Source organism: Bacillus sp. 05T22 (genome assembly GCF_056396765.1).
This window is the reverse complement of record NZ_JBFTMC010000052.1, coordinates 1-18,677: the sequence shown is the minus strand read 5'-3', so window position 1 is coordinate 18,677 and position 18,677 is coordinate 1. Positions and strand designations below refer to the sequence as shown.

Sequence of the window (18,677 nt, the reverse complement as noted above, 5' to 3'; positions counted from 1 at the left end):
ATAATTTTAACGCCTGGTATGTAATATATATATTGAATAATGTAATATACATGTTACAATAGGGTTGAGGAGGGATAATATAGTTGAGAAATAAAGTAAAGATATCTCGTGTTCAAGTAGACTTAACACAACAACAATTGGCACAGAAAGTAGGTATCACTCGGCAGACCATTAGCTTGATTGAAAAAGGCGCATATAACCCTACGCTAAAATTGTGCTTGGAGATTTGTTATGCAGTGAATAAGACGTTGGATGAAATATTTTGGATTGGCCAGGAGGAGCAGATACATGAAGAAGATTAAAGATGAACGATTACAAATGCAAAATTTGAAAAACATTCGGATCGCCTTTATTGTTCAAACGATAGGGATATTTGCAATTTTACTTTATGAGGCGATAACAGAAGGGGTTATGGAGGCTGCAGATAATCCATTATGGTTAGTATTTATGCTTACTGTGGCTGTTCTAAGTTGGCTGAATCTCAAAATTTCTGTTGATGTGTATGATAATGCAAACGAACAGAAAAAGCCGCGTCCTTATTACCGAATTGTAATCCTTTCTGCATTGGTTGGCGCTGTTCTTGCATTTCTGGCAAAATTCGGTCCAGATCATAGTAATAACAGTCAAGCCTTACTCGTAGGAAGTGTCGTTTTTGTTTGCTTTCTCATCCCTTTTTCTTTTGTTCACTATTTACAAAAAAAACGATTAGAGGATGATGACGTATAATGTTACATTCTTCTATAGAAACGAAATCATCATCTCCCTTCTAATTTTCGGAAGGAACAACTATATTTCGGCTTACCTATGGCTTATTAAATGGATTCAGGATGTAAGCCTCCAAAGAACATTCACATAAATAAATCGGTGAAACGATTATTTACAATATTATTTTTGAATTGTTACGATGATAACGTCGTTGTAGAAAATAATCAGGTGTAATAGTGGATTTGAGTCAACATTTTGGACACAAAAAAGTTAAATCTAAGCTGCTTTTTTAGCCAGATCTTCTATTATTTGAGGGGGATTATAACCAATGCTACTATGGATTCGCTTGCGGTTATAAAATCCCTCAATATATTGAAATAGTGCTAGATTTGCCTGTTCAAATCTGACATATTGTGTACGATATACTTCTTTTTTCTTTAAAAAGGCGTGTTTGTATGCCTATTTCTGTATCATGTATTTATGGTAAGACCCTCTTTTATCATTAGGTGAGAAAGGGAATACCATATTAATGGCTGTTCCTTTTCCAATTTCACTTTCAATGGAAATCGTACCGTTATGTGCAAGAACAAGTTGTTTTGTAATCGCTAAGCCAAGACCTGTTCCTGCGTTGTTTTCTTCAGTATTTGTACCGCGGTAATATCGTTCAAATAAAAGCTCTTTCGTTTGCTCATCCATTCCTTTTCCATTATCAGAAATAGAAAGTGTAAAAGATTGTTTATTCTGTCCGATTTTTACAATAACATTTGTTGTTTCATTATTATGCTTTACTGCATTTGTTAATAAATTCTCAATGATACGTTGGAACCATTTTTCTTCAATAGAGTAATGAATTGCATTGGAACTAGGAACAAATTCTATGTTTTGATTTTGAAGTGTCGGGTTATTAATAAATTGTAACAAGACTTTTTGGACAAATTGATTAATCTCAACTTTAACGTGCTGAGAGGGAATTGCGTTGTTTTTTAATTGGTAAGTTAAGCTTAGATCATCAATTAATGTTGTCATATATTGAGATTTTTCGCGTATAATACGACCGAATTGTTGAATGTCGTTATCATCCCAGTTATATTGTTTCGATTCTAGTAATAGAGAGTACCCATAAATGGAACTGAGTGGTGTTTTTAAATCATGAGTGAGGCCAGTAATCCATTCCTCACGTGTTTGTTGAATAACTTGTCGTATGGACTCATTTTTTTTAAGTGTAATAGAAAGGTGCTCTAGAGCATTTGTTACATCTTTAAACAGTCTGAATGACCATTTTTCTTTACCTGAGCGCCGGAAGCGAACTGTTCTTCCTTTTTTACTTACCGGTTCTTCATATTTTCCACTAGCTATATTTTTGAGCCAACGCATTGTGTGTAATAATGGTTTACCAAATTTTCTTCCGTACCAAATAGAAAGAATAACTAAGTAGACAAAAGCGATTAGAATAATAACTCCAAATCCTATGAATATTTTTTTTGTTAATAAATCTTCATTCATATCAGATGGATAGTAATGATCATTTTTTACTGTTATGGTAAATAAGGTTTGGTCCTCTGGATTATATAAACTCGAGATATTTTCTTTGTGATTCCAAGGCTCTTTTTCAGAAAGTACAGCTTGAATGGCTGAAAAGGAGTTTCTTTTTGTTTTCGGATAAGCAAAAATCTCTTCTCCTTGTGCGTTAAATATTTGCAGCGTAGCACCTTCTGCGGTAAACTGTTTCTTTTCTTTTTCTGTTAAAGAAAATTCAGCTGATAATGGTGAACTGTGTTTTTCTTTTAACTCTTGCAGTAAAGTATTACTTTTTAGCTTCCCGCCATAAATCACAATTGCTTCCTTCTCTTTAACTTCAATGTCCCAATATGTAAATTTGTAAGGGCTTTGTATATGATGCTGCAAATAAGCAACTAATGTTGTTTTTGTATAAGAACCAGGAACATCTTCAGGAGTATTGAAGTCATAGAGTACCTTTCCATTTTTATCGACAATTTGAAGCCAATCATTTTTCTCCTCAATCATTTCTTTTACCTCAGAACTTAATGTAATACGTCCGTTTTCTGAAGAAACATGCTGAGACACAGTAAAGTTATCAAACTCTGGAACATTTGGTTCATAAAGGGTCGTACTAAAAAGATGCCCCAGGTAGACGAAAGCGACGATGACTGCAATGAGTAGAGTAAACAAGACGAAAATGTGCTGGATAATAAATTGAATAATAAGCCTTCTACTTAAGTTCATCGTCGTTACCTACTTTGCGATGAACTTATAACCAAGTCCGCGAACAGTTTTGATGTACTGTGGGTTACTTGGATCAAGTTCAATTTTTTCACGTAGTTTTCGAATATGAACCATAACTGTGTTGTCATCGCCATTATAAGCAGGAGCCCCCCATACTTTTTCGTATATTTCTTCTTTTGAAAATACGTAATTAGGATGTTCACAGAAAAAGAGTAGTAGTTGAAAGAGCTGAGCTGAACATTCAACAACGTTTCCATCTACTTGCAATTCAGCTGCATGTTTATCGACCTGAAATCTCCCAAATGAAATAAAGTGTGTCTCTTTCATAGGTTGTGTAGTTTGTTTCATATGTCTTCGAAGTTGAGCTTTTATACGAGCGACGACCWCAAGCGGATTGAATGGTTTTGTAATATAGTCGTCTGCCCCGTATAAGAAGCCAGATACTTTATCTAAATCAGATGATTTTGCTGTTAGGAAGAAAATTGGACAATCTGTTTTTTGACGAATGATTGGACAAATGTCAAAACCAGATTGTCCTGGAAGCATGATGTCTAGAATCATTAAATCATAACGATTTTGTTCTACGAATAGTAAAGCTTCTTCTGCGGATGTAGCAGTTGTAATATGAGAAAATCCTTCTTTTTGTAGAATAGTAGTTAATAGTTGTAAAATTGCCGTTTCATCATCAACAAGTAAAACATTTGCATTATACAATCTGAATCGCCCCCTATTTTCATCGAATATCATAACATTTTCTTGTAAGTTATGGGATTTTTAAGGAAAATTTAAGGTTTTCTTTGCTTAAAAATAAGATTCGAATGATATGATAAATGTAACATAKGGGAGGAGATGAGTGTGAATCCGTTTTGTTCGATGCGAGCCAGATATTTTTTGATTGTATTTACACTACTTGTTTTGATTGAACGTATTAGTAAACAATTGTTAGAGAATACATTTCATATATCAATTTCTTCTTTTGCAAGCATACTTGTACTCTACATATTTCCATCACTTTGGTTATGGTATCAATGTAAGCGCCATCGTATTCCATTTACTTTATTTGTGAATAGAAGAGAATCATTTAATCTTTTACAAGTTTTAATGATTACGGGAATGCTATGCCTTTTTAGTTATGGATATCTTGTATTGTATATGTATAGCTTTGTATGGATTACACCGGATTTTATTATAAATATATTACATGAACCAATTATAGGGAGTGCGGGCGGATACATATATCAATTTATAATAATCGTACTAGTAGCTCCTATTGTATGTGAATTTGTATTTAGGGGATTTCTATTTCAGCGTTTTGCAGCGAAATGGGGAACCGGTAAAGCAATGGTTATTGTAGCGCTTCTTTTTGGATGTTTTCATATTGATTTCCTTAGTGCTGTCATGTTTAGTATCGTACTATCAATTGTATATATTCGGACGAAAAGCTTACTGATGCCGATTAGTATTCATATGTTAAATAATGCAATCGTACTTATTACATCTTTTATGTTCAGTAAGGAAGAAATGATAAGCTTTGCGGATTTTTCTAATCAAACTCCATTTTTTACAGGACTTATTATTTTTATCATTGGATTAAATTTAGTACTAGTCTTTTTGTTCGTGAATCGTCGTTATATGAATAAAGAGGTGCCGGTAGTATATATGAATAAAATGAGAGAGTTATAGGTTAGAGAACGTAGAATTTATTGAATAATAAAAAAGATATACCTATCTTTTTTAGGCTGGAGAGAGAATCCGTCTATGTATAGAAGCGGTCAGAGCCTATTTCATCCTCATGCTAAGTGAAAATAAAAATGCAGATCACCCTTTGTTTTCATAGCGGCGATTTGTATGCTGGAAAATCAAAAAAGATTTATATAGAAAGGAATGGATATGATTCTATGAATGAAACAATTCAATCAAATAAATTGTTTTATGTGATTATGGTGAGTTTAATTGTGATTACAACAGTGAATGTAGGCTTTCGCTGGAATGAAGCATACTTTTTTGTTTATTTAGCACTTCATCTTCTAGGGCTACTATGCATTGGGGGCGGTATTGTAGTTGAGAAAAGAAGTGAAGATGGGATTAATTATATATGTGTACTTGGTCTTATACTACTTCTAGCTGTACAAGGAATTATGAAATATAGCTCCATTTCTTTTCGGGATTTAAGTTTTTTTATTAATATTTTTCAATAAGGAGTGCTGATTGGCATTGTCGAAAAAACAAGTTGGCTATGTAGTTGTTTTACTTGGATTTATCTTAATTCTTGTAGGGAAGGTTTATCTAAACCATTATGAATACGGGAAATATATAAGTGGTTTCGGTCTTGTTTGCTGGATTGCGAGTGCGCTTCTTATTCCAACATATGAGCCGAAGAAACATACAGAGAGATAAAGTGAAACTTTAATCAGTGGGGGGTTTCATCACCCGCTGAGTAAAAGCCCTCACCAATCGGGCTTTTACTGCCCGTTAATGCTGGATAAATAGAGAGTGTAGAATGGATAGGTTTAAAGTTTCGTAGCATAGTTTATATAGAATAATATGTGTGAAAAACCTCTTCGAATGATGAAGAGGTTTTTATAATGCATTTTTAATTTTCTCAAGCACTTTTTTGCTGTTAAAACCACGTTCTCCCATACCGAAGACTTCAATTAAACGATCATTTTCATCGAGTAAATAGGAATTAGAAGTATGAATATAGAGCCCGCTTCCTGGATCGCGGTACTGAAAGTTAAATGTATCTGCTAGTTTTTTCGTTTCATCTTCATTACCGCGAAGTAAGTGCCACCCTTTCGTTTTTTTCATTTCAAATGTGTTGGCATATGTAGTTAATATTTCTTTTGTATCGAACTTAGGATCAATGGTAATTGTAATAAATTCAATTTTTTTACCAAATAGTTTATCCTTTTCTAGTTCGTCTCGTAAATGCTTCATTTTGTATGTAGTAACGGGACAAATATCAGGGCATTTTGTGTATATAAATTCTACGAGTTTAAGTTTTTTTGGTAGTTGATCAAAAGATAACGTTGTACCATTTACATCCTCCATAACGATTCCACGTGGTATTTCAGCAGAAGCTTTACGATAATCTGTAAAATAGTAAATTCCAATTCCAATTACGATAACTAAACCTAATGTAAACGTAATATAAATTTTTTTCAATTTCCATCCTCCTCCTAATTTTATTTTATAAGAAAAATCCGAAAATTTATGGGGAGGGATTGAAAATTGCATGACAATTCGATGTATTAGCTTGTTCTATTTTAGGAGGAACGAACTTACAATAATAAGAGACAGGCAGCATAGAGGAGGAGATACCGTGAAGAAGGTTGTGAAGTGGTCGCTTTTTTTGTACGTTGGTTTTGCATTATTTATATATTGGTATTTATTTGGATGGAATCATGAAATTATTCCAGATATGTATAAAGGAACGAGTGCTGATCCACAGACGTTTATGAATGCAAAGGAACTTACATTAAGTCAAGATTATTCGCGTGTGAAAAATTTACTCTTTTTTTTAGCGACGCCTCTTGAATGGATTATTTTATTGTTTGTGCTTGTTTTAGGTATATCAAATCGTTTTGAAAAATGGTCAAAAGAAACGACGAAAGTACGGGTTATTCAAGTTGCTATCTATCTCTTTTATTTATCATTGCTTACAACCGTTCTTGCATTACCTCTGCAATGGATGGGGCATCAAATCTCAATTGATTACGGTATTTCAACGCAATCCACAGCGAGTTGGATAAAAGATCATGTAATTGATTTTTGGATAAATTATATTATGATGTTTCTCAGTGTTTCTGTTCTTTTATGGCTGATTTATAAATTTCCGAAGCGGTGGTGGCTAGCTGGTTGGGCTTTGTCAGTACCGTTTACAATTTTTTTAACCTTTGTACAGCCCGTTGTAATTGATCCGTTATACAATGATTTTTCTACATTGCAAAATAAAGACTTGGAGAAGAAAATTTTAGCAATTGCGGACAGGGCAGATATTCCAGCTGAGCATGTATATGAAGTGAACATGTCTGAAAAAACAACGGCCCTAAATGCATATGTGACAGGAATTGGATTGAATTCTCGAATTGTATTGTGGAATACAACGCTCCAGCAGTTAAAAGATAAAGAGATTTTATTTATTATGGCTCATGAAATGGGACATTACGTGATGAAACATATATATTGGGGTGTGGCGAGTTATATTGTGTTAACGTTTATAGGGATGTATTTGATTAGCCGTATTATCAATATGTGCCTCAGAAAATGGGGAGATACATTGCGCCTATCAAAGGTGGCGTGCTTATCGATTATCCCATTATTTTTTCTTATCTCCTCTGTGTTGTCTTTTGCAGTAAGCCCACTATCAAACTACGTATCACGTATAGAAGAACGGGCAGCCGATCAATATGCTTTAGATATGACGAAGGATGGAAATTCTGGTGTAAAGACGTTCCAGTATTTATCGAAAACAAGTTTAAGTCAAGTGAATCCACCGGCGTTAGTGAAATTTTTCTTGTATACACATCCGCCAATTTTTGAAAGAATTCATGTGTTTGAGCAGTATGAGAAGCGGAAGAAATGAGGAGTAGCGGTGACGCTGCTTCTTTATTTATGTGAATGCAAATTGGGGAGAGATAAAACCTTTCTTTTTGGGATGGGAGAGAGGATCCGCTCATACGTAGAAGCGGTCAGAGCCTATTTTCGCCCCATGCGATATGAAAACAAAAAGAGAAAAAGAGAGGAAGGGCTCTTTTGTTTACGTAGCCGTGATTTATATGTGGAAACCAAAAAAGATGGAAGTGAAAAAATAGACTACTTATAAACAGCAAATTAAATTCATTTTTTTTGTACAATGTGTTAAATCAATAATGAACCATGAAGGATAAAAACCAGTTGTATCTGTTTAGATACAACTGGTTTTTATTAGTTTGCCATATTCTTTATTTTACAATGCTAGTTTATGAAGTCTTTTTGATCAAATACAAAAGGGTCTAGGATTGAGAGGCTTAAAAAATCATTCCTCGAGATCTATATTTCTTTAGTTATATCATATTTCAACAATTGTCGTTGGTCGTAGAACTTCTCATAAATAATACCCATTAAATAGAAAAATAATAGACCAAAACAAATATGAATGAGTGTAAACTTAACTCCAAATGAAGCCAATTCATATACAATAACCGGTAATTTTGCAGTTGTCCAAACTCCTAGAAAAAATACAATGTATCGTATGCTCGCTCCTTTTTTTAATAAAAGTGCTGCGATTGGAAAAGCGACATAGAGGGGACCGGCTGCAATTCCTCCTAATAATAGGGAGAACAAGATGCCATAGATGCCAGATTTTTTCCCCATATATTTAATTAATGTTTCTTTCTTCACCCATTTGTCAAGCAAACCTACGAATATTAAGACAGGAGGAAGTAGAAAGAGCATATCTAAAATGCTTTTTCCTGTTAATTGAAATGCGCTCCATCCCAACGAATGGTTTATAAAAGTTAATATAATGAGTCCCAATAGTAAAATGAAAAAAAAACGATATCTTTTTAATTCATTCATACCATCACCACCCAAATAATATACGAGAATATGAGAGACATTAACAATGCAGATGCATTACGAGAATAAGCAAAACTTCGCCCAAATATCTTTTGTTCCATCGGTAAAGTTGTGATTCCTACTGACATTAATGTAGACATTAATGCCGCAACTTGAGGGAGGCCCGCACCATTTTGGACTAATGTATTTCCAAGAGGAAACACAACAAAGCTTGGAATGAGTGCAACAGAGCCAATTATTGCTGAATAAACAATACCGATGAATCCAGATTTTTCCCCAATGATGGAAGAAATGAAGGAAGGCGTTAATATAGATAGTGATAGTCCAACGAAAAGCATAATTGATAGCATGGAAGGTATAAGATTACGAAACATTTTCCATGACTTTAATAGAGCATCTTTTGTTTTATTCCGATCCTTTACAAAAGAAATACTGATAAGAATAATGGCTAAAGAGTAAAGGAGAGCGCCATTAATCATGATTAGACTCTTTCCAGTCTTTATATTTGTCTAAGAAAAATGATAAGTTTTTCATTTTTTCTTCAATATCTATTTGAAACTCTTCTAATTGTTTTTTTCCCACTGTAGTAATTTTGTACATCTTTCTCGGCTTATCTTGATCAGATGTGTCCAAATAAGACTCAACAGCACCTTCGTTTTCTAATTTTTTTAGGGTGCGGTATATAATGGCACTATCAATTGGATTGATGGGAAGCTCTTCCTCACATTTCTGCAGAAGTTTCCCTCCATAACTATCTTCCTCTGTTAAAAACAGTAAAAGAAATGCACCTGTATGTCTCCCTGTGTGTTTCATAAAACATCTAACCTCCTTAATGAAATGTAAAAAATAGTTTTGTTATCCAAACAGCATTATACTGTTAGTAACATTATACTGTCGTTAACAGTTATATGTTACTGGCAGTATAACCTTAATATAATTTCATGTCAATTCTAAAATAAACAACATGTTTTTGATCAAACTTTATTCTAAAGCTACAAACGGATCCGTCCACACGTAGAAGGGTCAGAGCCTATTTTCACCCCATGCCATGTGAAAACAAAAGAGAGGATGTCACTTTTTGTTTACATAGCCGTGATGTATATGTTAGAAAATCAAAATAGATTGTTAAGGAAAAAATATTTTTATGTAAAATATGGTAAAATATACAGGTGGCTATAACGGGAGAAACGAGTATTTCTATATTGCCTTTTATCATCTTTATTTTTGTTTTATTTTTTACAAGGATGCTTTACATTGTAAAAGGAATGAGGATTGCAAATGCCACTTCGTGAGAATAAATGGCTTTAAGTATCTTTACGATTTTTTACATGCCATTCATCTTAGTGTATATTTAAAATTGAGAATGTTACGAAATTTGAAATGTAAATGTGCGTTTTAAACTAATGGGGGTTGTTTAGATTGTTTCAAAGGAGCGCCACAAATAGGTTATTCCAAACAAAATCATTGCCAGCTATAAAAATGATCATATCGATGTCTATTTTTGGCTCAATCGGATTTTTTTCAGTAAAAACAAATTTACCATCATTTGAATTAGTATTTGTTCGTTGTATTTGTGCCACTATATTTTTAACGTTATGTTGGATTGCAACAGGTCAGTTTAAAGAAGAAAAGTGGAATCGAAAAGAAATACTGCAAATATTAGCGTGTGGTGTCTTTCTTGTTTTTAACTGGGTGTTTCTATTTAAAGCTTTTGAAGTCATGTCAGTGACGATTGCGATTTCTGTGTATCATCTTGCACCAATTATTGTATTAATCATTGGAAGTGTCGTGTTTAAAGAAAGATTAACAGTGCTGTCTATTATTTCAATTCTGATTTGTTTTGTAGGTACTGTGTTAGTCGCAGGTATGGATGGGAGTGTATCTATAGAAAAACTGATGTCTTCCGGGATGGTTTGGGCACTTCTTGCAGCATTATTTTACGCATTTACCACTTTGTTAGGGAAAGGGATTAAACAGACGAGTGCGTATGCAATGACATTTTTGCAAACTTTTTTAGGGATATTTCTGTTACTACCATTTGTAGACTTTGGAGCGTTTCAAGGGTTAACAGAGAGTAATTGGATTGCGATTACAGCGACGGGACTTATTCATACTGGCTTTGTTTATTATTTATTTTTTGATAGTTTAAGAGATTTACCAACAAGACTTATTTCTGTATTAGTATTTTTGGATCCAGGTGTAGCCATTCTATTGGATACAGTATTTACGGGATTTCGCCCGACTACAATGCAGACAGCGGGGATTATCCTTATTTTTGCTGGAATGGCACTTACTTTTCGAAAATCCAAAACAAAGACAGTAGTACTAGGAGAAAATGAAAGTAAAACATAACCAACAAAACGAGTGCGGTTGTTATATAACAACCGCACTCGTTTTGTTTTAGTAAAGGGTAACAGGTAAGAGCTTTAAATATGCTGCAAAATACGATGATACTTCATTTATTAGTAAGAAAAGTGCCGACTTTGAATAAATGGATGTTATAAAAGAGAATTAATTTTCAAAAAACTCCTTCCTTTTCTGAAGATTTGTTATATAATATAAAACATAAAATCAAATCTGTTATAAAACAGTTTATAAAGGGGATGCTAATATGTCGACGCAAACTTCACGGGTTACACTCGCTTTAGAAGTATTACCGGCGTATGGAGAAATTTTGACACCGGAAGCGCTTACTTTTTTAAAAGAGCTGCATGAGAATTTTAATACACGCCGTAAAAATTCACTGCAAAAACGTGTGGAAAAGCAAAAAAGAATTGATGCAGGGGAGTTTCCAAGCTTTTTACCAGAAACAGCACATRTACGTGCTGGAGATTGGACGATTGCCCCGCTTCCAAAAGATTTAGAAGATCGTCGTGTGGAGATTACAGGACCAGTAGATCGTAAGATGGTTATTAATGCTTTAAACTCGGGCGCACATCTCTTTATGGCAGACTTTGAAGATTCTAATTCGCCGACGTGGCAAAATGCGATGGATGGCCAAATTAATTTAAGAGATGCAGTGAAGGGAACGATTTCATATAAGAATCCTAATGGAAAGGAATATCGTTTAAATGATAAAACAGCTGTACTTATTGTTCGTCCGCGCGGCTGGCATTTAGAAGAAAAACATATGTTAGTTGATGGAGAAAATATGTCAGGTAGTCTTGTTGACTTTGGTTTGTACYTTTTCCATAATGCAAAAACATTATTAGAAAAAGGAAGCGGACCATATTTTTACTTACCGAAAATGGAGAGCTATTTAGAAGCCAGGTTGTGGAATGATGTTTTTATTTTTGCACAGAAATATATCGGGATTCCGAATGGAACGATTAAAGCAACAGTGTTATTAGAAACAATCCACGCTTCTTTTGAAATGGATGAAATTTTATATGAACTTCGTGACCACTCAGCAGGATTAAATTGTGGGCGCTGGGATTATATTTTTAGTTTCTTAAAAAGCTTTCGTAACCATAACGAATTTCTACTTCCGGACAGAGCGCAAGTTACGATGACGGCTCCTTTTATGCGCTCATATTCTTTAAAAGTGATTCAAACGTGCCATCGCCGGAATGCACCAGCGATTGGCGGAATGGCAGCACAAATCCCGATTAAAAATAATCCGGAAGCAAATGAAGCTGCTTTTGAAAAAGTGCGTGCTGATAAAGAACGTGAAGCTTTAGATGGACATGACGGGACTTGGGTTGCCCATCCGGGACTTGTACCGGTTGCGCGGGAAGTGTTTAATCACATTATGAAAACACCGAATCAAATTTTTAGAAAGCGTGAAGAGATTGATGTAACAGAAAAGGATTTGTTAGAAGTACCGGTGGGAACGATTACAGAAGAAGGGCTTCGTATGAATATTAGCGTCGGCATTCAATATATTGCATCATGGTTAAGTGGCCGCGGGGCAGCACCGATTTATAATTTGATGGAAGATGCGGCAACGGCAGAAATTTCACGTGCGCAAGTGTGGCAATGGATTCGTCATGAAGGCGGGAAGCTAAACGATGGTCGCAAGATTACATTTGCTTTAGTAGAAGAGTTTAAATCGGAAGAGCTAGCGAAAATAGAACGAGAGATTGGCAAGGAACAGTTTGAGAAAGGTAGATTTGTAGAAGCAACAAAGCTTTTTACTAATTTGGTGCGTAATGATGAATTTGAAACATTTTTAACATTACCAGGTTACGAGATTTTATAAAAGGAAAAGGGGATGGAAGAGATGAAAAACGAAAGAGTACAAAATTTACAAGAAAGCTGGGAGTTAGATGAACGTTGGAAAGGGGTAACGCGTCCTTATTCTGCTGAGGATGTAATTCGTCTGCGCGGGTCAATTGATATTGAACATACATTAGCACGCCGCGGGGCAGAGAGGCTTTGGGAATCACTTCATACAGAAGATTATATTAATGCGCTTGGTGCGTTAACAGGAAACCAAGCGATGCAGCAGGTGAAAGCAGGATTAAAAGCAATTTATTTGAGCGGTTGGCAAGTGGCAGCGGATGCCAATCTATCCGGGCACATGTATCCGGACCAAAGTTTATATCCAGCGAACAGTGTACCAGCTGTTGTAAAGCGTATTAATCAAACACTGCAGCGTGCAGATCAAATTCAGCATATGGAAGGAAGCGGTGATACAGATTATTTTGTACCAATTGTTGCGGACGCTGAAGCAGGATTTGGTGGACAGTTAAACGTGTTTGAATTAATGAAAGGTATGATTGAGGCAGGCGCGTCAGGCGTTCACTTCGAAGATCAATTATCTTCAGAAAAAAAATGCGGACATTTAGGCGGAAAAGTATTACTACCAACGCAAACAGCGGTACGTAATCTAATTTCTGCTAGACTTGCTGCGGATGTAATGGGCGTGCCAACAATTATTGTAGCAAGAACGGATGCAGATGCTGCGGATTTAATTACGAGTGATATTGATCCAGTTGATCAAGAATTTATTACAGGAGAGAGAACACCAGAAGGGTTCTACCGTACAAACGCGGGGCTCGACCAAGCAATTGCGCGCGGTTTAGCATATGCACCGTATGCAGATCTTGTTTGGTGTGAAACATCTGAACCGAATTTAGAAGATGCAAAGCGTTTTGCGGAAGCGATTCATGAGAAATATCCAGGGAAATTACTAGCGTATAACTGTTCCCCATCTTTTAACTGGAAACAAAAATTAGATGAAAAAACGATTGCAAACTTCCAAAAAGAAATTGCATCATACGGATACAAATTCCAATTCGTAACACTTGCAGGATTCCATGCATTAAACTACGGTATGTTTGAACTCGCACGTGGCTATAAAGAGCACGGTATGGCAGCATATTCTGAATTACAACAAGCAGAATTTGCAGCAGAAGAGCACGGCTACTCTGCAACGCGTCATCAGCGAGAGGTTGGAACAGGCTACTTTGATGAAGTGGCACAAGTGATTACAGGTGGAACATCTTCTACAACGGCCTTGAAAGGTTCTACGGAAGAGGCGCAGTTTACGAAGTAAGTGAGGGAGCGGGTGTCCTTTAAGGGCACCTGCTTTTCTTTTGTATGTATCCCGCTGAGGGAAGTTTCATTTTATTATGAAGTAAAATTTGTACTAGTAATGCTTTATTTTATAAGGGATACCAAAAATTAGAAAAATAGAATTTCAAAAAATATTGTACATTCTATTTTAAATATGCTATGATTATCTCAGTTGAATAACTAAATCAAGCAATCCATATATTATCAAGTGCTGAAAACGAACGAGAAAAAGTATGTGAGAACTGTTTTATGTTTCGTATTTGATAATGTGTGGATTCTTTTTTTATGTATGCAGACTAAAAAAACTTATATTTTCTTAGGAGGAAATAATTATGACAGTAACAGGACAAGTAAAATGGTTTAACAACGAAAAAGGTTTCGGTTTCATCGAAGTTCCRGGCGGAAACGATGTATTCGTTCACTTCTCTGCAATCACAACTGAAGGTTTCAAATCTTTAGAAGAAGGCGAAAAAGTTAGCTTCGAAATCGAAGATGGCAACCGCGGACCTCAAGCTAAAAACGTTGTAAAACTATAATTTTATAGTACGTGATAAAAAAGGATGGCATATGCCATCCTTTTTTTTGTTGAGAATTTTGTAATCATCTTTCCATTCGAGTTTGAGCGTAGCAAAAAAACTTCCTTTACAATTAAGCCGACGATTGTAAAACATCTACCGAAAAAATAATAAACAATACAAATGGATATATTTAATATTAGAATAACTTTTTATATTACGATCTTTAATATTGAACATGTACCTTTCATGTAAATATTAAATGAAAAAACAAGTGAATCTATTTTCTATTAGTAGACAGTAATACTTCTACTTCAAAATTGTACAGAAAGTAAAGGATTTAGATGAGAAGTAAATTATTCGTAAAGGACTGATTGATAAGGATTTCTGTCAGTAAGTGCGGAAAGCTGTTTATTATTGAACTACCCCCACCTTCACTTCATTTAGAGGAGGGGGTCTTCTCGGTTAAAATGATAAAAGTTTTATTTTTCCCGTAAGAGAGATACGTAAATAGGTGTGGAAATATATGGGAATAGGTAATTTTGTACAAGTTTATTGAATCATATATGTGAAATAAGATTTTGTTATGTTACAAATATTTCAAAAAAGAAAATTTCTGTTTTTATATAACAATATATCTTTTTCCTGTAGAGAAATATGGAGATTTTATATAGATATTTATATGAAGGAATATTATGAAATTTTAAAGTTTTATAAGAAAATGTAAAATATTTGAAAATATTAACTATTTTGGGCTTTGGATGGTACAATTATCCATGCAGCTGCTGTTATGGATTGTAAGAAAAAATAATGAAGGAGCGAATGTAAGATGGGTGAACAAGTAGAACGCTACGTCGAAAACTATGTCGTAAACAAGAACACTATGGCCTTACTTCCAGTTATTTTAGGAGAAAAACGTATTGTAACGCGAGTGGTTGAGGTAGAAGACTCTTTTTTCATGTTTCAAAAGCCGCTTGATATTGTCGAACGAAGTTGCCGCAAGCACGGATCTAGTTTTTTAGGTAGAAAAGACGGTACAAAAGAGTTAACACGTATTACGCACAAAGCACCCATTGCGATTAGCCCGACAGATCAACTTTACTTTTTTCCTACGTATTCTTATTCTAGAAAGGAATGTGCCTGGTTGTCTCACTTCCATATTGAAAACAATAAAGAATTAGCAGATGGTAACTTAATCATTCGATTTATCAATGGCCTCGCAGTGAAATTAGAAATATCAAAGAGTAGTTTCGAGAATCAGCAAAATCGAACCGCAAAACTTCGGACAGAGTATGAGGATCGTAAAGATAAACAAAGGGGGCTTCATTTTAAGCAAGTCGATAAGGAATATATATCTACATTGAAGCCTGCGTATGAAAAAGCATATCTTGTGAAAGAAGAAGACGAAAAGGAATGATAATTGATAGGTGGAAAGGATGGGACAACCATCCATGGTCATAAAGTTAACAAAAATAAACCAGATGTTTTTCAGCATCTGGTTTATTTTTGTTAGATATAGGTATGAGAAGTAAAATGTTGATTCAAACCATCAGAAGAAAGAGAARCACCAGTTGTCTCAATCCGCTTATGAGCCACTTCAAGAGTTTCAGTAAGTGAGGGTTCTTTTTTTTAATGTTTTATGCTTAATGAGATAATTACTGTAAGAGCTATTTTTTAAACTACTCACCACTTAACGGACTGTTTGAAGTGGGAGATGAAATTCAGATTTTAGTTGAATATGAAATATATCAAGTATATTATCTTTTCCTTCTTTGTTAATTTCGGTATATTTTAATGTTTAAATGTTTTTTGTTGAAATAGCCTCTTTGTATTACATATTAATTAACGATAAGTGGTGTTATATTAACTTCCAAATAAGTGTCGAATTTATCAGAAAATTGTATATATTTGTCTTGTTATACCTTATTTTTAGTGTTAAACTCATAATCACAAAGAGAGAGTAGTTGCAAATATCCTCCTTTAAAATAAAAAGACTGAAAATTCATCTTTTTTATTTTTCATTTGATTGACGTGTATGTTTACTACTCTTTCTTTTATATATATTCAGCATTAAAAATTGATATTTCGGTACAGATAGGAGGGACTATAAAATAGGAGGTCTATCTCAAAATTGGTATTTATCCATGTTGGAACAACTGTTAGGTTTCTTTAATTACAAAATTGGTTACAAAAGTTACAAAAACTATTTTTATTGTTGAAATAGTCCTAATATTACGGGTGAGAGCATGAAAAATGCCTTTAAGAGGGAGGTGAAGGGTTCTGGTAAATAAAATTGTGAATCATTAAAAAGGTGCTATCAAATTTGGACATAATGATGTTATGAATCTAATACTAACGGAAAGTAGTATAAATAAACCAATAGCACTTAAATGAAAACATTATTAACCAGAAATTTATGCTCACAATAAGATGGCATATATGATACAATTTAAGATTTTGAGATTTGATAGGAATGGTGAGAGAATATAATTTTCCTAGTTGTAATACTATCACGATATATTAGGAATGTAAATATTAAAATTAATAGATTTAGTGTTACATTAGAAAAAATGAAGATGTATGGAGAGTAGAAGAATCATTTATAGAGATCTATTTTCAAGCTTTTAAGCTTATAACAGTCGAAAGAGAAAAATACCATCAGCCTATTGAGTCATTGTCATAGCATATTCATATTAGAAGCCATCTAAATATAATTGATAGGAGAATGATATGGTAAAAAGAGTAACTTCGATTTTTTCAATTCTAATGCTTTTTATGTTTACAATAGGTCAAAGTTTGATGCCTATAATAGCAAATGCACAAGAGTTAAATACAACAGGATTTGTGGATAGTTTTACGATTGATAAAACAAAACTAAGTTACGGCGAACAGGCTAAAATAAATGTAACTTTTAGTGATAAATCTGGAAATAAGATGAAGTCTGGAGACACACTAACATTAACGCTGCCCCCAGAATTAAAAGGATTCAAGGGAGCGATTCCATTAAATGATGAGCAAGGTAAGAATTTTGGTACTTGTCAAGTAAATGCAGGTAATGTGGTATGTACATTTAATGATATGGTTGAGAAACTCCACAATATTAAAGGGCATTTTAATTTTACAGTTCAAGCTACTAATGTAGGAACGGATCAAACGAAAGATGTTGAAACAAATTTAGGCACAACTTTAGATAAGCAAACTGTAACGATTACCGGTCCAACCAGTGGTGGTGGTACAGGCTCTAAACCGTTTTTCTATAAAACTGGTGATATTCAACCAGATAACCCGGATGAAGTGCGTTGGTTCTTGAGTATAAACTTAAACAAAGAATATTTAAGTAGAGATATTGTTGTGTCTGACAGTTTGCAGGAAGGTCAAACACTTAATAAAGATAGTTTTCGAATAACAGTTAATGATAGAGAGTCTTTATCAATTAAACAATTTGAAGATCAACGTTATGGATATGTTCAGTTTAATGACGACGGTCATTCATTTAAAGTCGTGATTAATTGGAATATGGGAAGTGCTAGGTCTTTTACCGTTTTTTATACAAGTACTATAACGGAAAGCGGAAAGAGCCAAGAATCTTTTAAGAATGATTATAAGATTGATTATCAAATTCTATACAAACAACCGGTTTCTGAGTCGGGTAGTGCCACAGTCGCAAATATAACATCTGGTGGTGGTGCTCAAGGTGATTTACCTCCTAAAGGAACATTAAGAATTGTTAAGCACCTTGGAACGGATGAAGACAAAGTAATACCGAATGTCTCGTTTAAGTTGTATAAAGAGTCAGGTGAACAAGTTGGAGATGTATATGTAACGGATGAAAAAGGAATAATTGAAATTCCTAATTTACAATCAGGTAAATATTATGTGCAAGAGGTTTCAGCTCCAGAGTATATTGATTTCAATCCTCAGGAAAAAGTAAGTTTTGAAGTTAAATCAGGTGCTGTAAATGGAGTTAAGTTGCCGATTTCGAATAAAGTGAAAACTACATTCATTACAGGAACAAAAATATGGAAAGGCGATAATGCAACAGATCGTCCGAAAACAATCAAAGTAGACTTACTTCAAAACGGTCAAAAGGTTGATACGMAAGAAGTAAGTGAAGCAACAGGSTGGAAATATACA

The 18,677-nt window shown here is 34.3% G+C and carries 18 protein-coding genes and 1 pseudogene; 12 read left to right on the top strand and 7 right to left on the bottom strand.

The genetic code is table 11. The features are described 5' to 3' along the window. Positions 1–83 precede the first annotated feature (83 nt). Positions 84–302, top strand: a complete 219-nt coding sequence (locus AC1DIT_RS16235) for a helix-turn-helix transcriptional regulator (protein WP_016113714.1) — start codon at positions 84–86, stop codon at positions 300–302. Continuing rightward, positions 289–726 carry a hypothetical protein gene (locus AC1DIT_RS16230; protein WP_016113715.1) on the top strand — a complete coding sequence of 146 codons (438 nt, stop codon included), beginning with the start codon at positions 289–291 and terminating at the stop codon, positions 724–726. Before AC1DIT_RS16235 ends, AC1DIT_RS16230 begins: the two co-directional genes overlap by 14 nt. 255 nt (positions 727–981) lie before the next feature. Here AC1DIT_RS16230 and AC1DIT_RS16225 read toward each other — a convergent pair. From AC1DIT_RS16225 to AC1DIT_RS16215, 3 genes and pseudogenes are all read right to left on the bottom strand, one after another. Then, positions 982–1,155 (bottom strand): annotated as a pseudogene (locus AC1DIT_RS16225) (IS3 family transposase); the annotation flags it as partial. A gap of 9 nt (positions 1,156–1,164) precedes the next feature. Further along, positions 1,165–2,949 (bottom strand): sensor histidine kinase, encoded by a 1,785-nt coding sequence (locus AC1DIT_RS16220; protein ID WP_016132580.1) that lies wholly within the window; start codon positions 2,947–2,949, stop codon positions 1,165–1,167. 9 nt (positions 2,950–2,958) lie between these two features. Next, positions 2,959–3,663, bottom strand: a complete 705-nt coding sequence (locus AC1DIT_RS16215; RefSeq protein WP_476998288.1) for a response regulator transcription factor — start codon at positions 3,661–3,663, stop codon at positions 2,959–2,961. Positions 3,664–3,804: 141 nt separating this feature from the next. Here AC1DIT_RS16215 and AC1DIT_RS16210 point away from each other — a divergent pair, with 141 nt between their 5' ends. The 3 genes from AC1DIT_RS16210 (at position 3,805) to AC1DIT_RS16200 (ending at position 5,346) form a co-directional block, all read left to right on the top strand. Further along, complete coding sequence (locus AC1DIT_RS16210) at positions 3,805–4,632, top strand: CPBP family intramembrane glutamic endopeptidase (RefSeq protein WP_016113718.1); 828 nt, start codon at positions 3,805–3,807, stop codon at positions 4,630–4,632. 215 nt (positions 4,633–4,847) lie between these two features. Further along, on the top strand, positions 4,848–5,147 hold the full coding sequence (locus AC1DIT_RS16205) for a hypothetical protein (protein WP_016113719.1): 300 nt from the start codon (positions 4,848–4,850) through the stop codon (positions 5,145–5,147). A gap of 10 nt (positions 5,148–5,157) precedes the next feature. Further along, positions 5,158–5,346: a hypothetical protein gene (locus tag AC1DIT_RS16200; RefSeq protein ID WP_016113720.1), complete on the top strand. Its 189-nt coding sequence runs from the start codon at positions 5,158–5,160 to the stop codon at positions 5,344–5,346. Between the two features lie 183 nt (positions 5,347–5,529). Here the strand turns inward: AC1DIT_RS16200 and AC1DIT_RS16195 are convergent, their stop codons facing one another. Continuing rightward, positions 5,530–6,114, bottom strand: a complete 585-nt coding sequence (locus AC1DIT_RS16195) for an SCO family protein (RefSeq protein ID WP_016113721.1) — start codon at positions 6,112–6,114, stop codon at positions 5,530–5,532. Positions 6,115–6,271: 157 nt separating this feature from the next. On the opposite strand from AC1DIT_RS16195, the gene AC1DIT_RS16190 reads away from it, so the two are divergent. Further along, positions 6,272–7,534, top strand: a complete 1,263-nt coding sequence (locus AC1DIT_RS16190) for a M48 family metallopeptidase (RefSeq protein WP_016113722.1) — start codon at positions 6,272–6,274, stop codon at positions 7,532–7,534. A 446-nt stretch (positions 7,535–7,980) separates the two neighbouring features. On the opposite strand, the gene AC1DIT_RS16185 is transcribed toward AC1DIT_RS16190, so the two are convergent. Genes AC1DIT_RS16185 through AC1DIT_RS16175 form a run of 3 tightly spaced genes read right to left on the bottom strand, consistent with a single transcriptional unit; the run spans position 7,981 to position 9,321 of the window. Next, positions 7,981–8,508: a permease gene (locus AC1DIT_RS16185; RefSeq protein WP_016113724.1), complete on the bottom strand. Its 528-nt coding sequence runs from the start codon at positions 8,506–8,508 to the stop codon at positions 7,981–7,983. Continuing rightward, the gene (locus AC1DIT_RS16180; RefSeq protein ID WP_016113725.1) at positions 8,505–8,987 is read right to left on the bottom strand and encodes a hypothetical protein; all 483 of its coding nucleotides are present in this window, start codon (positions 8,985–8,987) and stop codon (positions 8,505–8,507) included. The genes AC1DIT_RS16185 and AC1DIT_RS16180 overlap by 4 nt, the downstream gene beginning before the upstream one ends. Further along, entirely contained in the window at positions 8,980–9,321 is a 342-nt protein-coding gene (locus tag AC1DIT_RS16175) for a PadR family transcriptional regulator (protein ID WP_016113726.1), read from the bottom strand. The genes AC1DIT_RS16180 and AC1DIT_RS16175 overlap by 8 nt, the downstream gene beginning before the upstream one ends. A gap of 666 nt (positions 9,322–9,987) precedes the next feature. Here AC1DIT_RS16175 and AC1DIT_RS16170 point away from each other — a divergent pair. The 6 genes from AC1DIT_RS16170 to AC1DIT_RS16145 all read left to right on the top strand — a co-directional run. Then, the gene (locus AC1DIT_RS16170) at positions 9,988–10,860 is read left to right on the top strand and encodes a DMT family transporter (protein ID WP_033671042.1); all 873 of its coding nucleotides are present in this window, start codon (positions 9,988–9,990) and stop codon (positions 10,858–10,860) included. Between the two features lie 259 nt (positions 10,861–11,119). Further along, positions 11,120–12,709: a malate synthase A gene (aceB, locus tag AC1DIT_RS16165; RefSeq protein WP_476998287.1), complete on the top strand. Its 1,590-nt coding sequence runs from the start codon at positions 11,120–11,122 to the stop codon at positions 12,707–12,709. A 21-nt stretch (positions 12,710–12,730) separates the two neighbouring features. Then, positions 12,731–14,008 (top strand): isocitrate lyase, encoded by a 1,278-nt coding sequence (aceA, locus tag AC1DIT_RS16160; protein ID WP_077295449.1) that lies wholly within the window; start codon positions 12,731–12,733, stop codon positions 14,006–14,008. Positions 14,009–14,360: 352 nt separating this feature from the next. Continuing rightward, complete coding sequence (locus AC1DIT_RS16155; RefSeq protein ID WP_003195857.1) at positions 14,361–14,564, top strand: cold-shock protein; 204 nt, start codon at positions 14,361–14,363, stop codon at positions 14,562–14,564. Between the two features lie 808 nt (positions 14,565–15,372). Next, positions 15,373–15,960, top strand: coding sequence for a competence protein ComK (locus AC1DIT_RS16150; RefSeq protein ID WP_003206092.1), 588 nt, complete (start codon positions 15,373–15,375; stop codon positions 15,958–15,960). 1,313 nt (positions 15,961–17,273) lie between these two features. After that, positions 17,274–18,677 (top strand): collagen binding domain-containing protein (locus tag AC1DIT_RS16145; RefSeq protein WP_476998286.1); only part of this gene is annotated, 1,404 nt, incomplete at its 3' end.